Annotated in this window: 18 protein-coding genes and 2 pseudogenes; 19 read left to right on the top strand and 1 reads right to left on the bottom strand. The window is 34.6% G+C overall.

All coding sequences use genetic code 11. From position 1 onward, the window contains the following. Positions 1-176: 176 nt before the first annotated feature. The 19 genes and pseudogenes from H0Z29_11715 (at position 177) to H0Z29_11625 (ending at position 18,081) form a co-directional block, all read left to right on the top strand. Positions 177-1,379 (top strand): hypothetical protein, encoded by a 1,203-nt coding sequence (locus tag H0Z29_11715; protein ID MBO8132150.1) that lies wholly within the window; start codon positions 177-179, stop codon positions 1,377-1,379. Between the two features lie 317 nt (positions 1,380-1,696). After that, complete coding sequence (locus H0Z29_11710; protein ID MBO8132149.1) at positions 1,697-1,840, top strand: hypothetical protein; 144 nt, start codon at positions 1,697-1,699, stop codon at positions 1,838-1,840. A gap of 301 nt (positions 1,841-2,141) precedes the next feature. Next, positions 2,142-2,453, top strand: coding sequence for a DDE-type integrase/transposase/recombinase (locus tag H0Z29_11705; protein ID MBO8132148.1), 312 nt, complete (start codon positions 2,142-2,144; stop codon positions 2,451-2,453). Between the two features lie 383 nt (positions 2,454-2,836). After that, the gene (locus H0Z29_11700) at positions 2,837-3,700 is read left to right on the top strand and encodes a glycosyltransferase family 2 protein (protein MBO8132147.1); all 864 of its coding nucleotides are present in this window, start codon (positions 2,837-2,839) and stop codon (positions 3,698-3,700) included. Between the two features lie 113 nt (positions 3,701-3,813). Then, a pseudogene (locus H0Z29_11695) lies at positions 3,814-5,152 on the top strand (IS5 family transposase). A 120-nt stretch (positions 5,153-5,272) separates the two neighbouring features. Continuing rightward, the gene (locus H0Z29_11690; protein ID MBO8132146.1) at positions 5,273-6,253 is read left to right on the top strand and encodes a glycosyltransferase family 2 protein; all 981 of its coding nucleotides are present in this window, start codon (positions 5,273-5,275) and stop codon (positions 6,251-6,253) included. Positions 6,254-6,635: 382 nt separating this feature from the next. Continuing rightward, positions 6,636-6,911, top strand: coding sequence for a hypothetical protein (locus H0Z29_11685; protein MBO8132145.1), 276 nt, complete (start codon positions 6,636-6,638; stop codon positions 6,909-6,911). Positions 6,912-7,192: 281 nt separating this feature from the next. Continuing rightward, the gene (locus tag H0Z29_11680; protein ID MBO8132144.1) at positions 7,193-7,354 is read left to right on the top strand and encodes a hypothetical protein; all 162 of its coding nucleotides are present in this window, start codon (positions 7,193-7,195) and stop codon (positions 7,352-7,354) included. A 718-nt stretch (positions 7,355-8,072) separates the two neighbouring features. Then, positions 8,073-8,481, top strand: a pseudogene (locus H0Z29_11675) (NAD-dependent epimerase/dehydratase family protein). A 332-nt stretch (positions 8,482-8,813) separates the two neighbouring features. After that, positions 8,814-10,001, top strand: a complete 1,188-nt coding sequence (locus H0Z29_11670; protein MBO8132143.1) for a glycosyltransferase family 4 protein — start codon at positions 8,814-8,816, stop codon at positions 9,999-10,001. Between the two features lie 61 nt (positions 10,002-10,062). Beyond that, positions 10,063-10,716: a sugar transferase gene (locus H0Z29_11665; GenBank protein MBO8132142.1), complete on the top strand. Its 654-nt coding sequence runs from the start codon at positions 10,063-10,065 to the stop codon at positions 10,714-10,716. Continuing rightward, positions 10,713-11,255, top strand: coding sequence for a sugar transferase (locus tag H0Z29_11660; GenBank protein ID MBO8132141.1), 543 nt, complete (start codon positions 10,713-10,715; stop codon positions 11,253-11,255). Before H0Z29_11665 ends, H0Z29_11660 begins: the two co-directional genes overlap by 4 nt. Before the next feature lie 145 nt (positions 11,256-11,400). After that, entirely contained in the window at positions 11,401-12,378 is a 978-nt protein-coding gene (gene galE, locus H0Z29_11655; GenBank protein MBO8132140.1) for a UDP-glucose 4-epimerase GalE, read from the top strand. A 399-nt stretch (positions 12,379-12,777) separates the two neighbouring features. Next, a complete protein-coding gene (locus H0Z29_11650; GenBank protein MBO8132139.1) occupies positions 12,778-13,890 on the top strand; it encodes an NAD-dependent epimerase/dehydratase family protein in 1,113 nt (370 codons plus the stop codon). 3 nt (positions 13,891-13,893) lie between these two features. Then, positions 13,894-14,886, top strand: a complete 993-nt coding sequence (locus H0Z29_11645) for a GHMP kinase (protein ID MBO8132138.1) — start codon at positions 13,894-13,896, stop codon at positions 14,884-14,886. Positions 14,887-14,912: 26 nt separating this feature from the next. Continuing rightward, positions 14,913-15,467: an SIS domain-containing protein gene (locus H0Z29_11640; protein MBO8132137.1), complete on the top strand. Its 555-nt coding sequence runs from the start codon at positions 14,913-14,915 to the stop codon at positions 15,465-15,467. Positions 15,468-15,470: 3 nt separating this feature from the next. After that, the gene (locus tag H0Z29_11635) at positions 15,471-15,659 is read left to right on the top strand and encodes a sugar transferase (protein ID MBO8132136.1); all 189 of its coding nucleotides are present in this window, start codon (positions 15,471-15,473) and stop codon (positions 15,657-15,659) included. Between the two features lie 238 nt (positions 15,660-15,897). Further along, positions 15,898-16,266, top strand: a complete 369-nt coding sequence (locus tag H0Z29_11630) for a four helix bundle protein (GenBank protein MBO8132135.1) — start codon at positions 15,898-15,900, stop codon at positions 16,264-16,266. Positions 16,267-16,902: 636 nt separating this feature from the next. Continuing rightward, positions 16,903-18,081, top strand: coding sequence for an ATP-binding protein (locus H0Z29_11625; protein MBO8132134.1), 1,179 nt, complete (start codon positions 16,903-16,905; stop codon positions 18,079-18,081). Positions 18,082-18,416: 335 nt separating this feature from the next. On the opposite strand, the gene H0Z29_11620 is transcribed toward H0Z29_11625, so the two are convergent. Then, entirely contained in the window at positions 18,417-18,860 is a 444-nt protein-coding gene (locus H0Z29_11620) for a hypothetical protein (GenBank protein ID MBO8132133.1), read from the bottom strand. Positions 18,861-19,050 lie beyond the last annotated feature (190 nt).

Here is a 19,050-nt window from a genome sequence, read left to right as displayed (position 1 = left end):
ATTAAACCTGGAGCTCTAATGAAAAGAGGTATTTACACAAAAAATGAAACAGTCTTTTGTAAAACGTACTAAATTAAAAGGTATTGAAGTAACATAAATATATCATGTATTTAAAGATAATATTACTTATAATATACATTATAGTTATTGCACTTCTTATATATAGGAAAAAACAAATGATCGTTTTTATTGGTTATTTTATCCTTAATATATATGCATTGATATCAACGATTTTAATAGAGAATGGTGCCTATATTATTGAACAGTATAAATTTGGTTATGAAAATGGTGCTTTTTACTATTTATACTCTTTTTTAATTATTGCCTTATTGTTAATTAACCATTATTCGAAGATCATAACCTTGGAAATAAATTTTAAAAATAGTAAAAAAACATTTTACATATATTCAATCATTTATACATCATTATTATTATATGCAATATCAAGAAGTACTTCATATACTCGTTTTAATATTTTTTTTAGCTTAGGTCCTTTTGGTGTTAAATTAATGTTTATATTAACAGAGGTTTATCTTTATTTATATATATACTGTGTTTTTACAGAAAAACGATTTACAGTACAGTTGCAATATTTCGTAATTTACTGTTTAATTCAGATTCTAAGAGGTTCTCAATTTGGTGGGTATTTTCAAGCAATTATATATTTGGTTGCTGCTATGTATTTTCATAGTGCCATACTGAATAGAGAAATATTTCAAGATATAAAAATTGCATTTAATAAATATAGATATATTACGACATTTGCATTATTATTTGTTGGTGTGATAGGAGTTATGATTTACAAAATATATGCAATTGGTGGATTGGAAAACTTTTTTAAGAGGTTTGTGTTGCAAGGACATGTTTTTTGGGGAACTATTAATATGGCTCGAAGTAATTGGTTACCTCAGTTTAACTTTTCAGTTTTCATTAATCATTTTTTTTCGTTGGGTTCATACTCTACAAACATAGATAATGGTTTTGGAAGATTAATGTATTCAATTTCTCCTAATCTTTCTATGGAGATGATTAAACATGGGGCTAGATTTTCAGCGGGGTATCCAGCAATTTTAATCTTTAATTTTGGATTAATATTTGCGTACTTTATACATATTTTTTCCACTATTATTTACGTTTATGTTCATAAATTTATGATAAATTGCATTAATAACTACAATATAATAATCTTCATTATTGCTATGAAATTAATAAATATCTATAAGGATGAATTCTATTTTATGGGAGAATACACAGGTTTCACAATTAAGTATCTATTATATCTATTAATACTTTATTTGTTTATATTGAATTATAAAAAATTGAGAAATAGGAATAGTAAAGTAATGGAAAGATCAAGATATATTTATAATATCGGTTAGTAAAGATATATATTGCTCCCCATAATAATGGAACAAATGATTAGGTTAGAGAAAGGATCATTTATTATTACAGATTCAATTAAAGGAAGCACATACTTAAGGAAGTTAAGGGATAGGAGTGGGGTGCCCCACTTCGCTGGTTGAATTAATTAAGCTAATCGATAATAATATTAACAATGTAAAGGGAGAGCAATGAACAGGAGAAGGTAATGGACAACAGTAGAGAAATTCAACATCATTTTGGAAGATTTACGCGGGAAAAACAGCATTCAGGACATTTGCAGGAAATATTGACTTTCACAGATACTGTTTTATAGATGGAGAGACAAGTTTCTGGATGGAGCGAAGCATTATCTGCAATCGGCTCAAGATGGGAAAAGGCTAACGCAGACAAAGCGAGAATTACGGAACTTGAGAGAATTTTAGGTAGGAAGACCCTTGAGATAGAGATACTAAAATAAGCTTAGAGATGATATAGATGCAGGTGATAACATAGAAATAATAGATCAATTAATGGCTGAGGGATATTCATTGACTATAATATGTAAAACACTTGGTTATTCCCAGAGCATTTACTATCGTAGAAAAAGAGTTTCAGATAGCAAAACAAAGCCCAAATCGAGAATTTTTGCTGAAGACGATTTAATACTTACTTCAATCAAGGAAATAAAACTTCGTCATCATTTTTTTGGCTATCGTAGAGTATAGGCATGGCTTAATTACAGGGATAATATTAGAGTAAATAACAAACGAGTTTAACGTTTGATAAAATCAGATAATCTATTAGCTTTCCAGAAAAGGTATAAAGTTAAACGTAAGCAAGAATATAGAAAGCCTGTAACCACCAGACCGAATCAATGGTGGGGGCCTGATATGACCAAGTTTGATGTTAATGGTTTTGGATGGCTGTATCTTGTGATTATTCTTGACTGGTACACAAAGAGATTGATTGGTTATGCACTTGGAAGTAGGATTACTTCCGGAGATTGGATAGAAGCATTGGAAAAGGATTTTTCCACTCGTTGTGATAAAGTAAGCAGATCGTACGAAATTCATCTTATGAGTGATAGTTAATGTCAGCCTACGAGTCAGGCTTACATGAAAGCCTATTTGACTCTTGGGATAGAGCATGTAACCACATCCTATTCTAATCACAAAGGTAACACGGATACTGAGAGGTTTATGAGAACTTTCAAAGAAGAAGTTATTTGGCCGAGATAATTCGACAGCACTATCAAGTCCGAAAAGGTTGTTGAGGAGTTCATTCAGTTCTACAACAATGAATATATATTCATCGCTGGGATACAAAATTCCAGTTGAATTTGAACATGAATTTAAATAGTAAAAATCGAAATTAAAGAAAGTATGACTTTACCTTATTTTTTCAAAAAATTTGTCTTGTTTTTAGGTGAGCATTACTCACACTCTATCTAATTGAAAATGTGATATTCTATCCAATGAATGTATATGCAGTAATAGTGACATATAATCCTGATATAGTTGTATTAAATAAGTCAATTTTAGCATTAATTACACAGGTTAATAAAATTATTATTGTAGATAATTGTTCAACTAATGATTTTTTTAAAAAATTAATTAAATATTCGAAAATTATACTGATAAAAAACGAAGATAATTTTGGTGTTGCTTATGCTTTAAACAAAGGAGTATCTAAGTGCTTGTATATGAAAGCAGATTGGGTTCTTACTTTAGATCAAGATAGCATAATTGGTGAAAACTATATAAGTAAAATGTTATCTGCCTATCAAAAGATATATGAGCGTGATAAGGTTGGAATGTTATGTCCACAGTATTTTATCAATGGGAAAGATAATAAACATATAATTTATAATGACGATATTTACTTTGTTGGTGAAGCAATAACTTCTGGAAGTTTAGTTAAGGCTAGTATATTTAACAAAGTTGGAATGTATGATGATTCATTATTTATAGATTGTGTTGATTATGAATTTTGCCTAAGGCTAAAGATGAATGGATATAGAATAGCAAAAGTAAATAGTAGTATATTATATCATTCAATGGGTATAGTAAGAGAAAAAAAATTATTTAATAAGGTAATAAAATATACAACATATGATTATCTAAGAAGATACTATAGATATAGAAACAGGATTCATATATACAAAAAGAATTTTTTTGTTTCACCTAGCTGGGTTATGAAAGATTTAGTTAAATTTTTTAAGGAAATAATTAAAATAATAATTACAGAAAAAGATTGGATATTTCACCTTAAATTTATTTTAATTGGAATCATTGATGGAGTACGTGGTAAGAGAGGAAAAATGAATTATACTATCTAATTAGTCTTCCCTGAAATATTTCCTAACATATTATAAATATAAGTATTTACATTTTGATATGTATTGCATAAACCACCAGAAATATTAGAAATGATCAAAAAATCTGGTGATTTATGTTAAATAAAAAATATACTTCAACTCTTAAGTTATTTCAATCATGCCTGGATGTTATATTCGGTAGAGAGTATCCATTGGTTAAGCTGGCAAAAAGAATCGATTGGTCATTTTTTTGCCGAAGGCATTCCTTTGGGAGGAAATGAGTTTGGTAAGTATTATTCGGAAGGTAAGGGGAGGTCGACTAAGCCGATAAGACTTATGGTAGTCTTATACTATCTGAAACACACATATAGCGAGAGTGAAGAATCGGTAGTTGAACAGTTTATAGAAGATCCATATTTTGAAGAGATTCCATCGAGATTAGCAATATTTTACTGGATATGAGTATTTTACACATGAATATCCTATTGATCCTACCAGTTTGGTAAAGTGGTGTAGGAGGATAGGTTCTCGAGGTATAGAGAAATTGTTACAGGTAATTATTCAGATGTATATGAGTTGTGAACTCATAAAGGTTAGACATTTCAATAAGGTTAATGTTGATACAACGGTATAAGAGAAGGCTATCACCTATCCCACAGACACAAAGTTATACCACAAGATGCGTGAGAAATTCGTAAATGAGGCGTAGAAGATAGGTATAAAATTCGGCATAGTTATAACATTTGAGTAAAAGAGCCTTAGTCAAGCAGGGTAGGTATTTCTATGCAAAGCATATGAAGTGTGCCAGTAAGGAGACCGGGGAATTGAATACTTATTTGGATAGGGTAGTAAGGGATATACACCGTAAGGTAGATGTTCCAGATCAGGAGTTAAAGGATTTATAGAATTGGCATATCAACTATTAGTTCGGGAGAGAGATAGTATAAAGGATCCCTCTGAGATAAAAATAAGATTTATTCGATTCATGTCATAGAAGTAGAATACATATCTAAGGATAAGGTTCATAAAAGATATGAATTTAGCAATAAGGTAATTATTGTTTCAACCTCAGGAGATAACTGGATCATAGGTATATTGGCCTTTCATGGAAATCCATATGAGGGACATACATTAGAATAGGTATTTTCTCAGGTAGAGCGATTGACGTGGAAGACTCCTCGTGAAGCATATTGTGATAGGGGATATATAGGGCACAATTATAAAGGAGAGATTGAGATAAAGATCAGCAGACGTGGGAAATCGTATAGAAAGATAAGTCGCTAGATGTGTATGTATATGAAGCGTAGGTCAGCTATAGAACCGATAATAAGTCATTTAAAACATGATAACTGTATGGGAAGGAACTATCTCAAAGGTGAAGAAGGAGATAGAATTAATGCTCTTCTCAGTGCAGTTGGCTACAATATTAGAAAGTTCCTCGTAGCTTTTCTACATTTTTATTTTTTGTCCTGAAAAACATGAGCGAGAAATCCAGAAAATTGTTCATTCAGGTAAAGGTTTCATTTCTGTTTTAGCATATCAGTCAATAAACTTTTAAAAACAATTTTTTCAGGGACGACTAATTATTAATATATGTACAAGTTAGTAATTTCGATTGTTACATATAACAGTGCAAGAGTAATAGAAAAGTGCATTAGTTCAATTTTAAGTCAAAATTATAATAATTATAAGATAGTAGTTTTTGATAATAATTCCAGTGATAATACTTATGAGCTGATAGAAAGATTTAAAGATAGTAGATTTGAGTTAATAAAATCAGATATTAATTTAGGGTATTGTGGGGGACATAATTTCGTTATTAATAATACGAGTAGTGAATATATATTATTAGTTAATCCCGATGTTATAATGTTGCCAAATTATATACATAATGCTTTAAATATAATGGACCAAGATAGCAGTATTGGTACTCTATGCGGTTTATTATTGCAGAATTGTATCAATGATACCCATTGTATTATAGATGGAGCTGGCCTTAATCTTAACAAAGATAGAACCTTTTCTTTAAGATATCACAATAGAGAATTAGGTGAAGTTGACTTATATACAGAAGAGGTAGCTGGTGCAGATGGAGCATTACCTCTTTATAGGAGAAAAATGATTGAGGATATTAAAATAAACGGTAATTTTTTTGATTCCAGTTTTTTTATGCATAAGGAAGATTGGGATGTATCTTGGAGATCTATACACAGAGGATGGAAGACCGTTTTTGCACCTCAATGCATTGCTATACATCCAAGAACATTTAGAAAAGATAATAGAGAGAATATTGATGATTATTTAAAGTACCATTCAAAAAAAAATGAGTTAGTTGTATTATTTAGTAACGAGTATTTTGTAAATATATTATTGGATATAGTATTTATTGTTTGCAGAATGTTTCAAACATTATTATATACAATTATATTTGAACCCAGAACAATTAGATATATAAACTATATTATAAAGAATATTCATTATGTATATAAAAGAAGGAAAATAATACTTAGAAGAAGTATTCAAAAGCCTACTCTCATTAGGGAAATTATCTTTAGGAAAAAATATAATAATTAACATTTAATGAGATATCATTTAAATTTTAGGATAATATACGAGGAGATTGATAACGTATATTATAAATTATTCCGTAAAAAGCTTTTCAACAAAATGATGAAAAAGAAAAACTAATAAGATCTTTGCTTTAATTTTAAGGCTATCACTATAATATCTAATAAGGAAGCCTATTGGTTTGCAGTAGAAATAAGCGCCTTAAAATTAGAGTTATTGGTAGATAGTCTTCCCTGAAATATTTTCTAACATATTATAAATATAAGTATTTAGATCTTGATATTTATTGCATAAATAACCAGAAATATTAGAAATGATCAAAAAATCTGGTGATTTATGTTAAATAAAAAATATACTTCAACTCTTAAGTTATTTCAATCATGCCTGGATGTTATATTCGGTAGAGAGTATCCATTGGTTAAGCTGGCAAAAAGAATCGATTGGTCATTTTTTTGCCGAAGGCATTCCTTTGGGAGGAAATGAGTTTGGTAAGTATTATTCGGAAGGTAAGGGGAGGTCGACTAAGCCGATAAGACTTATGGTAGTCTTATACTATCTGAAACACACATATAGCGAGAGTGAAGAATCGGTAGTTGAACAGTTTATAGAAGATCCATATTTTGAAGAGATTCCATCGAGATTAGCAATATTTTACTGGATATGAGTATTTTACACATGAATATCCTATTGATCCTACCAGTTTGGTAAAGTGGTGTAGGAGGATAGGTTCTCGAGGTATAGAGAAATTGTTACAGGTAATTATTCAGATGTATATGAGTTGTGAACTCATAAAGGTTAGACATTTCAATAAGGTTAATGTTGATACAACGGTATAAGAGAAGGCTATCACCTATCCCACAGACACAAAGTTATACCACAAGATGCGTGAGAAATTCGTAAATGAGGCGTAGAAGATAGGTATAAAATTCGGCATAGTTATAACATTTGAGTAAAAGAGCCTTAGTCAAGCAGGGTAGGTATTTCTATGCAAAGCATATGAAGTGTGCCAGTAAGGAGACCGGGGAATTGAATACTTATTTGGATAGGGTAGTAAGGGATATACACCGTAAGGTAGATGTTCCAGATCAGGAGTTAAAGGATTTATAGAATTGGCATATCAACTATTAGTTCGGGAGAGAGATAGTATAAAGGATCCCTCTGAGATAAAAATAAGATTTATTCGATTCATGTCATAGAAGTAGAATACATATCTAAGGATAAGGTTCATAAAAGATATGAATTTAGCAATAAGGTAATTATTGTTTCAACCTCAGGAGATAACTGGATCATAGGTATATTGGCCTTTCATGGAAATCCATATGAGGGACATACATTAGAATAGGTATTTTCTCAGGTAGAGCGATTGACGTGGAAGACTCCTCGTGAAGCATATTGTGATAGGGGATATATAGGGCACAATTATAAAGGAGAGATTGAGATAAAGATCAGCAGACGTGGGAAATCGTATAGAAAGATAAGTCGCTAGATGTGTATGTATATGAAGCGTAGGTCAGCTATAGAACCGATAATAAGTCATTTAAAACATGATAACTGTATGGGAAGGAACTATCTCAAAGGAGAATAAAGAGATAGAATTAATGCTCTTCTCTGTGCATTTGGCTACAATATTAGAAGGTTCTTCGCAGCTATGCTATATTTTTTATTTTTTGTCCTGAGAAACATGAGCGAGAAATCTAAGAAGTTGTTAATTCAGATAAAGGTTTCATTTCCGTTTTAGCATATCAGTTAATAAACTTCTAAAAACAAATTTTTTAGGAACGACTAATTAGCTTTATGAAGGTAGTTAAAAACAGGAGGAAATGTAATGAAGACAGCATTAGTGCTTGGTGCAGGTGGTTTTATCGGAAGCCATTTGGTCAAGAGACTGAAATCTGAAGGATATTGGGTCCGTGGAGTTGATTTGAAATATCCGGAGTTTTCACCCACTGAAGCAGATGAATTTATTATTGGTAATCTTAGAGATCCTGAAGTTGTACAGGGGGTTTTAATTGTTCCTAATCAGGATTTGAAGATGAAGAAGGGTTTGGAAGTTTTAATAGACAGAGATAAAGGTTTTGATGAGGTATATCAATTGGCGGCTGATATGGGAGGAGCTGGTTTTGTTTTTTCCGGTGAGAATGATGCTTATATTATGCACAATTCATCAATGATTAATTTGAATGTATGTGAATGGTTAATTAAATACTGTTTAAAAAAGATTTTTTAATTCCTAATCTGCTTGTTACCTAGAATACAAACAAAAAAATTCTAACAATTCTAAAACTTAAGGGGAATTAGCAAATCCTATGATGCCGGATAATGAACATGAATGGGAAAACTTTTCCGGGATGGGTTCAGAAGAATGGTTATTATTAAAGAACTTGCTAAGATCATAATGGATATTGCTAATAAAAAAGATAAAACATATCCCAGGGCCATTGGACGTTAAAGGCGGAACTTCCGATAATTATTTAAAAAAATTTGGTTGAAAACCAAATTGACCACTATGCAAAGGACTTTAAAAAAACTATAATTGGATTTAAAATTAGGTAGAATTATTAAATAAATGATAATTATCGTTCACGATTACGCTGGACATCCTTTTCAGGTTCAATTAAGTAGAAAACTTGCGGAGAGAGGATATTGTGTGTACCATATTTATTCTGGAGATATTACCAGTCCCCATGGCAATCTTGACAAAACTACCAATGATCCTGATAATTTCCATATAGAAGAAATCTCAACAAAAAGGAAAATTAAAAAATATTCTTTGATCAGAAGGTATTTTCAAGAAGTTAGATATTCTAAAATGCTGCTGAAGAAGATTATTACTATTAATCCTGATGTTATAATTTCTTCTAATACACCTTTGTGGATTCAAGATGTTTTAGTTAGGTATTCGTTAAGGAATAACAAAAGATTTATTTTCTGGGTTCAGGATCTATATGGTATAGCTTTATTAAATATCTTTTCTAGAAAAAATAGCGTGATAGGCGCGTGTGTTGGTAAGTACTTTATTAATATGGAGAAAACTCTGCTAAGGAGGAGTGATAAAATTGTTGTAATTGCGGATGAATTTGTTGACATCATTAGGGATTGGGGGATTGATGCTGGCAATATTTCGGTTATTTATAATTGGGCTCCAATTGAAGAGATCCCATTGCTGACGAAAAGTAATAAATGGTCTATTAGGTATGGTTTAGACAGTACTTTCAATATAATATATTCCGGTACTTTGGGTTTGAAGCATAATCCGGATTTAATTTTATACTTAGCTAAAGAAGTTAGAGATTTTGATAGAGTGAGAGTAGTTGTTATTTCTGAGGGGATAGGAGCAGATTATCTGATAAGTAATAAAAATAAAAATGAGCTCGACAATTTAATTATAATGCCTTTTCAGCAGTATGCTGACTTACCTTATGTGCTTGCTACTGCTGACATTTTGATTGCGATTTTGGAAAGGGATGCGGGAATTTTTTCAGTTCCTTCGAAAATACTTGCTTATATGTGTGCAGGTAGACCTATAGTCCTTTCAGTCCCGCTTGACAACTTGGCATCTAAGATAATTGATAGAAGTGGGGCTGGATTGATTTCAGAACCAAATGATAGAGCTGGCTTTTTGAAAAGTATTAAATTATTAATGAATGATGAAGACTTGCGTAAAGAGCTAGGCAGAAATGCGAGAAAATATGCAGAGTCAAATTTTGATATTAATAAAATTGTAAGTGAGTTTGAGAAGTTGTTGTTTGAGTGATATCTGTTGAGAAAACTGGATATGTGTGGTAAAATTTCATAAAATAGACTAAATTTTAGATATGTTTAAAGAGTACTATAAATGGTGCAGGATGAGTCTATATTATGAGAAAATAAAGAGAGCTATTGATATTTTGCTCTCGTTAGTGGCGATTATCTTCCTTTTCCCAGTAGGGTTGCTTATCGCTATCGCTATCAAGATAGATTCTAAAGGCTCTGTAATTCATAAGACCAAAAGATTGGGCAAAAATGGTTCGTTCTTTATTAAATACAAGTTCCGCACCATGATTCCCAACGGTGAGGAGGTTCTGCAAAGATTATTAGAAAGCAACCCTAAGTTACGAGAAGAATATGAATCGAATTATAAAATTCGCAATGATCCCAGAGTAACGAGAGTGGGAAAGTTTTTGAGAAAAACCAGCTTAGATGAACTACCGCAGTTCTTCAATATCCTGAAAGGCGAGATGAGTCTTGTTGGCCCGCGGGATGTCATCCCTCCTGAACTTGAAAAGCATTACGGCTACTGCAAAGAGAAGTTTCTCAGTGTAAAGCCTGGACTAACCGGCCTCTGGCAGGTGAGCGGACGATCCAAACTGCCATACGAAAAGCGAGTTGAACTAGACATGTATTACATTGATCACCGGTCACTCTGGTTAGATCTAAAGATCTTGATTAAAACAATTCCAGCAGTGATTAAGGGAGATGGAGCAGTATGACTGAAGGGCAGGTGTGCCTTTCTCGCCTTCTCATCTGGCTTGAAAGTGGTGGACCAGTTATCTATTTACTCAAGGTAATTGGCAAAGTAGGAATCGAATTCGATGCCTTCAAATTCCGCTCTATGAAGATCAATGCCGATGAGATTCTCGACACCAATCCCCAGCTCAAGCGAGCCTTCGAGAAAAATTATAAACTGAAGGATGCCCCCTGCCTTACCAGGGTTGGAAGGTTCATGAGGAGATACAGCCTGGATGAATTTCCTCAGTTTTTAAACGTTTTGAAAGGCCAGATGAGCCTGGTGGGGCCGCGGATGATCGTGAAATCCGAGCTCGAAAAATGCGGTCAATGGGCCCGGAAGCGACTTTCAGTAAAGCCGGGCGGCATTACCGGCTTCTGGCAGGTCAATGGCCGCCAGAACACCAGTTATGAAGAAAGGGTACGAATGGATATGTTCTACATCGACCACTGGTCCATCTGGATGGATATTATTATTGTAAAAACTGTGTGGAAGGTGTTGAAGAGAGAAGGGGCGTATTAGAAATGATGAATGCTGAATTTTGAATGTTGAATTAAAAACAATAAAACAAGTTTTTAATGATGAATCCAATCCGCCAGATGGCGGGGAGGTTGTTGAGTTTTGTATATAATAAAAAGTATAAAGGCAATTCAGGGAGGAATGGGATATGAAGATATTGGTTACAGGTGGGGCAGGTTATATTGGCAGTATTGTTGTTGAGGAATTGCTAAAAAAAGATTACTCAGTCGTTGTAATTGATAATCTTCAAGAGGGTAATCGAGAAGCTATATTGCCAAAAGCTGTTTTTTATGAAGGTGATTTTGGAGATGTGAATTTATTGAATAATATATTTGATAATCATAAAATAGATGCTGTTATGCATTTTGCGGCGGAAACGACAGTTGAGTTTTCCATGACCAATCCAAAAATTTATTTTAAAAATAATGTGGTCAATGGAATCACCCTGCTTAATGTAATGCTTGAACATAATTGCAATCGCTTTATCTTTTCTTCTACGGCAGCAACTTTTGGAGAACCGCAGTATGTTCCAATTGATGAAAAGCACCCTCAGAGACCTATTAATGCCTATGGTGAATCAAAACTGATGTTTGAACATATATTAGATTGGTACCATAAAGCTTATGGCCTAAAATTTAATACTTTTCGCTATTTCAATGCAGCAGGTGCGTCTGAAAAATTGGGAGAAGCTCACAAACACGAAAGTCATTTAATACCGGTTATTATTCAAACAGCGCTGGGGCAGAGGGATAAATTTTTTATATTTGGAAATGATTATCCCACTAAGGATGGAACCTGTGTACGGGATTATGTCCATGTGATTGATCTGGCACAGGCGCATATCTTGACTCTGGATAATCTGGATGAGCACCCGAGTGGAAAATATAACCTGGGAAACGGTGAGGGATTTACTAATCTGGAAGTTCTGCAGATGGTGGAAAAAGTTTCTGGGAGAAAAATAAATTGGGAATTCGGTCCTCGCAGACCCGGGGATCCGGCTGTGTTAATTGCTTCATCAGAATTGGCTCAAAAAGAATTAGGGTGGAAACCTAAATTTGCGAATTTGGAAAGTATAATAAGATCAGCGTGGGAATGGCACAAAAAGCATCCGAGAGGATATGGATAGAATATTGAATGAAAAAGATAAAAGAAAGCGATTATTTGTGATGTAAAGGGATAAATGGGGGAATTTGATAGTTGATAAGTGTTTTGATTTTTCATTGCAAATTATCAAGTTGAACAATAAATTACCTCAAGAGTATGAGTATGGTAATTTCAAAGCAAGTTTTAAAATCCACAATTGGTGCAAATATTAATGAAGCACAAGCTGCACAATCTAAAAGGTGGAAAAGATGATGAAAAATCGAAAAAACTTATTCAGTCATAAATGAGAGAATCTGAAGCATTTATAAAAGACAAAGAACTTATTCAAATAATTCAGCCCTGTTCAGTCGCAGGTTCCTTACACGGTAAGCATTCAACATTAATAATTCAAAATTCAGTAAAAGTTAGGTATTAATTCAAAATGAAGATATTAGTAACCGGTGGAGCTGGTTTTATCGGCTCTCATACTGTAGATAGATTGTTAAAAGAAGGTTACGATGTAAAAATAGTTGATAACCTTCAGAAACCTGTCCATATGTGGGGTAAACCTGATTATATCCCTCAGGATGCGGAGTTTATCTTTGGTGATGTCCGTGATAAGAGATTGATGGAATATGCTCTGGAAGATGTTGATATAGTTTTTCATTTTGCGGCATACCAGGATTATTTACCTGATTTCAGTACATATTTCCATGTTAACGCAGTGAGTACGGCATTGATTTATGAGATTATTGTTGAAAAAAAACTGCCTGTTAAAAAGGTTATAGTGGCATCGTCGCAAGCAGTATTGGGAGAGGGACTTTATAGATGCAATAAACATGGAGAGATAATTCCTGATATTAGACTGGAGGAACAATTATCAAAAGGTGATTGGGAGCATCACTGTCCTTTTTGTGGCAGCTATATGCAGTATTTACCTACTCCTGAAGATAAGATAAAGCCACAGAATCAATATGCGATGTCTAAGTATGCTCAGGAGAGCATATGTATAAATCTTGGTAAAAGATATGGTATTCCTTCTGTGGCGTTAAGGTATTCAATAGTTCAAGGTGCCAGACAGTCGTTTTACAATGCATATTCAGGCGCTATGAGAGTATTTTCTCTTTCTCTGTATCAAAGGAAGCCTCCTATAATATTTGAAGATGGAAATCAAATTAGGGATTTTGTAAATATTCACGATGTAGTTGATGCCAATCTCTTGGTAATGGAAAAAGATGAAGCTAACTATCAAGTTTTTAATGTTGGTGGTGGGAAGGCTGTAACGATTAATGAGTTCTATGAGATGGTAGATAGAGTGTATAAGGCCGGTATTGAACCTATCCGAGATGGTTCATATAGATATGGTGATACACGGCATATTTTGTCTGATATATCGAAGTTAAGAAGACTTGGCTGGGAGCCGAAGAGATCTGTAGAAGATTCAATATTGGAGTATAAGGAGTATCTGGAGTTGTACAAACCTAATTATGATGTTGTGGGAAATTCTGTTGAAAGAATGAAGAGATTAAATATCATTCGCAAGTCTATAGGGTAAACGATGATTATATCTCAGACACCTTTACGCATTTCGTTTGTTGGCGGTGGGACTGACCTGGAGGATTTCTGGAAACTTGAAGATGGGAAGGTTCTATCAACTGCAATTGATAAGTATATTTATGTGATAGTCAAGGAGCGTTTTGATGACTTGATATATATAAACTACTCCCGGAAAGAGATCATAGAGGATGTATCACAGATAAAGCATGATCTAGTTCGCGAAGCTATGAGGACGACGGGAGTAGAAAAAGGGGTTGAGATTACGACTCTTGCTGATATACCTTCCGAGGGTTCAGGTTTAGGAAGTAGTAGTAGCGTTATAGTTGGGTTGCTTAATGCTTTGTATGCGTATAAAGGAGAACAAGTTACTGCAGAAAGACTCGCTCGTGAAGCATGTCAGATCGAAATAGATATACTTGGAAGGCCCATTGGTAAGCAGGATCAGTATATAGCTGCATATGGGGGGCTAAAAGAGTTTATCTTTCATCCTGATGGTAGTGTTACTGTCAAAAATGTAAATATATCCAATGGTGATCGAAGAGTATTTGGATCGAATATTCTCTTATTTTTTACAAACATGACGAGGAAATCATCTTTTATCTTGAAAGACCAGAAGAAGAATACAAGGAAAAATTTTGATATCCTTCGACGTATGAGAGATCAGGTCGATGAGTTTAAAGCCGTACTCGAGAATGGTTATAGTTTCGATAGAGCCGGCCAAATTTTGCATGAAGCATGGTTACTGAAGCAGAAACTTGATAATAAAATAAGTAATGAGACTATAAATGATATGTATATGAAAGCTATTAACGCTGGCGCTTTGGGAGGTAAGGTTTGCGGAGCAGGAGGAGGTGGCTTCCTGATGCTGTATGTGCCCAGGGAGAAGCAGAATTCGGTAAGAAAAGCATTAAAAGAATATCGTGAACTACCTTTTATGCTTGAACCAGATGGGAGTAAGATCATATTTAATATAAAGCGTAACTATTGGAAGTGACATTTTTTGAAAAAGATGCGAGATCAATGATAAATTTCTTTAAAGATTATTTTCAGAACCTGTGTAGAGAACTTGATGGAGTAGACAGTAATGTACTGATTAGCATTGCAGAGTTGATCTGTGAGGCAAAGAGGAAGGGTAAGAAAGTTTTCCTGATTGGTAACGGTGGAAGTGCGGCAACTCCATCGCATTCTGCGGGTGATTGGTGTAAAGAGTTAGGGGTCAGGACTTTGTGTCTGACGGACAATTCGACTCTTGTAACAGCATGGGCTAATGATACCAGCTATGATAATATTTTTGTTGCCCAGTTGGAGACCTATCTCGATGAAGGTGACGTTGTTATAGCGTATAGCGGTTCTGGAAATTCTGCCAATGTGCTAAGAGCTATTGAGTTTGCGAAATCTAGAGGATGTGTAACTGTTGGAATGACAGGAAATTATAATGGTATGGAAGGAGGAAAACTCGCAGAGATTGCTGATATTGTTGTCATTGTTCCCTCTGAATCTATGGAGAGAATAGAAGATAGCCACTTGATTATAAATCATGCTATAAAGGAGTATATAAAAGAAAAATTGATGTAGTAGATGCCGATATGGGTTGTGGATGTGAGCTTTGTGGGGTGCCGTGGAAGTGCTAAGAGCCTTAAGCTGATGAAAAAGCGCACAGAGCTTGACATCTGGTATATCGAGAACTGGAGTTTCCTGCTTGACCTGAAAATAATAGGCAAGACCGTTTTACAGATGATAACCTTCCGCGTACCGAATGCGTACTGAATGTGGCTGGATGGCTAGATGGCGAAATGGCTGGATAGCTGGATAGCTAGACGGCTAGATAGCGAGATAGCGAGATGGCTTGATGGCTAAATAGCTGGGTGGCTAAGAGGTAAGAGGTAGTCTAATAGGCTATTAAGCTAACTAGCTATCGAGCTAACCAGCTAACAGGCTGTCAAGCTAACTGGCCAACAAGCTATCAAGCTAACAGGCTAACTGGCTAACAAGCCAATAGGCCAAAATGAACTATAAAAGTCTTAAAGTCTGGGAGTTAGCTGATAAGTTTGCTTTTGAAGTGTACAGTATAACCAGGTTATTTCCAAAGCATGAAATTTTTGGGATTACATCTCAATTGAGAAGAGCGGCATTATCGGTTCCATTAAATATTGTTGAAGGTTATTCAAGGAAGGGTGATAGGGAGCTTGCGAGATTTGTAAATATAGCAATCGGTTCATTAGCTGAGGCAGAGTACCTTATAGATTTTTCCCTTAGGCTTGGTTACATTAAAAATAGTGATTTTAAGGAGCTTGAATTTCTTAAGAATGAGTTGAGTAAGAGGTTGTGGAGTTTCTATAAGAGGGTGAAAGAGGCTGGGTGGCTAGATGGCTAGATAGCTAGATAGCGAGATGGCTAAGAGGTAAATGGTCTAACAGGCTGTCAAGCTAACTGGCTAACAAGCTAACAAGCTAACGAGCTATCAAGCTAACTGGCTATCAAGCCAACAGGCTAACAAGCTAACACGCTGCTGGGTCGCCCCTTTTCGGGGCTTTTTTATTTTTCGTTGATAAAGGTTGCTTTGTTGTTCGCAGGTAAGCCCTTCTGTCATTGCGAGCGAGCGTAAGCGAGCGTGGCAATCTCTTTTGCATGGACAAGATGGTAAATATTTGAATCATCGAGCATTTAGCATTGTAGATTGCTTCGTTGTCACTATGGGACTCCTCGCAACGACGTGATACAGTCATTGCGAGCGAGCATAAGCGAGCGTGGCAATCTCATCTGTTTGAGATGGCGAGATGGCTGGATGGCTAGATAGATAGATTGCGAAATAGCTGGATGGCTGAGAGGTAAATGGTCTAACTGGCTGTCAAGCTATCAAGCTATCGAGCTAACTAGCTGTCAGGATAACAAGCTAACTGGCCAACTGGCTGTCAGGCTATCAGGCTAACAAAAATTTGTTGATATATATACGAATACATCGTATAATATTGTCGATATTTATACGATATGAGCGAGTTTGTCGTATAAAATGATTAACATATCAGAGGAGTTGTTCAAATATAATCCATGGTGGGAGGGTGAATATTCACTATCTCTTATTCCAAGAGAAAAATATATTCGCTATTTAGAAAGTGATTTGAAGAATAGAGATATAATCCTGATAACAGGATTAAGAAAAGTCGGCAAAACCTCTATTATGAAACTTATGATTTCTAGATTACTTAAAGATGTTAAACCTGAGCACATCCTCTACGTTTCCTTGGATTCAATCCCCTTAGAACCGTTTTCCACTATGGAAATATTGAGGGAGTATCGTAAGATTTTCAAAATTCCACTTGAGCAAAAGGTGTACGTTTTTTTTGATGAGGCAGGGTGTCGAACAAATATCCATCAGGAATTAAAAAATCTTTATGATTCGGAAAATGTAAAGATTTTTGCCTCTTCCTCTTCGGCGACAATACTAAATGATACCAGAGCTATGTTGACAGGAAGAGCACGACTAATAGAAATCATGCCCCTTGATTTTCGTGAGTATTTGCAATTTAAAAGTATAACCATTAAAAGATCACAAACCTATCTGCTGGAGTCGTATTTTGAAGAATATATGAAAAATGGTGGAATCCCTGAGTATGTTTTAACAGGTGATATCAATTATCTTGATAACTTAATTGAGAGTGTTATTTATAAGGACATAGTCTCTGCATTTGGAATTCGAGATGTAGGTATGGTAAAAGATTTTTGCAGGTTGATTATGGAAAGAGTCGGGAAACTGGTAAGTATTAATAAGATTGCAAGGATTCTTGATATTTCTCCGGATACAGCAAGGAGGTATCTTGAGTACTTTCGCAAGACTTACCTGATACATCTTGTCGAACGTAAAGGTAAATTAAATGAAAGAATTAAATCTCCCCGGAAGATTTATGCGGCTGATGTTGGTATTAGAAATCTTTTTAATGGATTCAGGGATAAAGGAGCGATTTTTGAAAATCTTGTATATCTGTCAATTAAAGAAAAACAACCTTTTTACATATATCAGGATGGAATTGAGATTGATTTTTACTGGGATGATACCATACTGGAAGTAAAATATGGAAGAAATATGGAAGATAAACAGAAGGATTTTTTTGAGAAATATCCTGCAAAGAGAAAATTATTAATATTAACGGTAAATGATTATTTAGACATGATTGGGTTTGTTGTACGGTAAAAAAGTAGTAACTTATAAAGTTTTTAATGTTTTTTGTTATTACGAAGATTATATATATGCTTGCAAACATGTCATTGCAAGCGAACGTAAGTGAGCGTGGCAATCTACTTTGCATGGTCGATGTAGTGAACATTTGAGCCATCAAGTGTTTAGCATTGTAGATTGCTTCGTCGTCCAGTTGGGACTCCTAGCAACGACAGGTTGATGTCATTGCGAACGGGATATGGTAGAGTTCAAAGTTCTATGTTCCGCATTTGTGGGAAGGCAACATTGAACTCTCAAACGTTGAACCCTATAACGTTGAACGTCGAACGTTGAACTTTTTAACTCTTGAATTAACCTTTAAAGAAGGCAAAGAGTATCCCTAGGATAGCACCAATCTGCCCAACCCAGAAGATAAACATCCATTTAACAGTGTCTGAATGTTTTTTCTCTATTCTTTCGATAAGCTCAGTTTTTATCCTTTCATCGTTGGTTCTTAGTCCTTCGATTTCAGATTTCATTTCACTTCTCAGGTTTTCGATTTCGGATTTCATTTCGCTTCTCAGGCTTTCGATTTCGGATTTCAGTTCAGTTCTTACTCCTTCGATTCTTCCTGTAAGTTCAACTCTTACCTTAGCCAATTCTTCGGAGAGTCTTTTTTCGAATTTTTCTTCGACGAATTGGATTACGTTGTTTTTAGTTTCTTTCTGTGCTTCGTTTATAAGTTCGACTAAAGCTTCTATGCCGTCATCCCCGAGTTTTTCTCTTAAAGGCTTTTTAACTGTTACAACAGGCATTTCGACCTCAATAGTTAATGCAACTTAAATATACTAATTCTCAGATATGGTTGCAAGTGTATGTGGATTATCTTCTGTCAGTGCGAGTGAGCGTAAGCGAGCGTGGCAATCTCATCCGATTGAGATGGCGAGATTGCTGGATGGCTGGATGGCTAGACGGCTAGATAGCGAGATAGCTAGATGGCTAAGA

The sequence above is a fragment of the Candidatus Neomarinimicrobiota bacterium genome (genome assembly GCA_017656425.1).
Lineage (GTDB): Bacteria > Fidelibacterota > UBA2242 > UBA2242 > B5-G15 > JACDNV01.
This window is presented reverse-complemented; position numbering and strand designations above follow the sequence as displayed.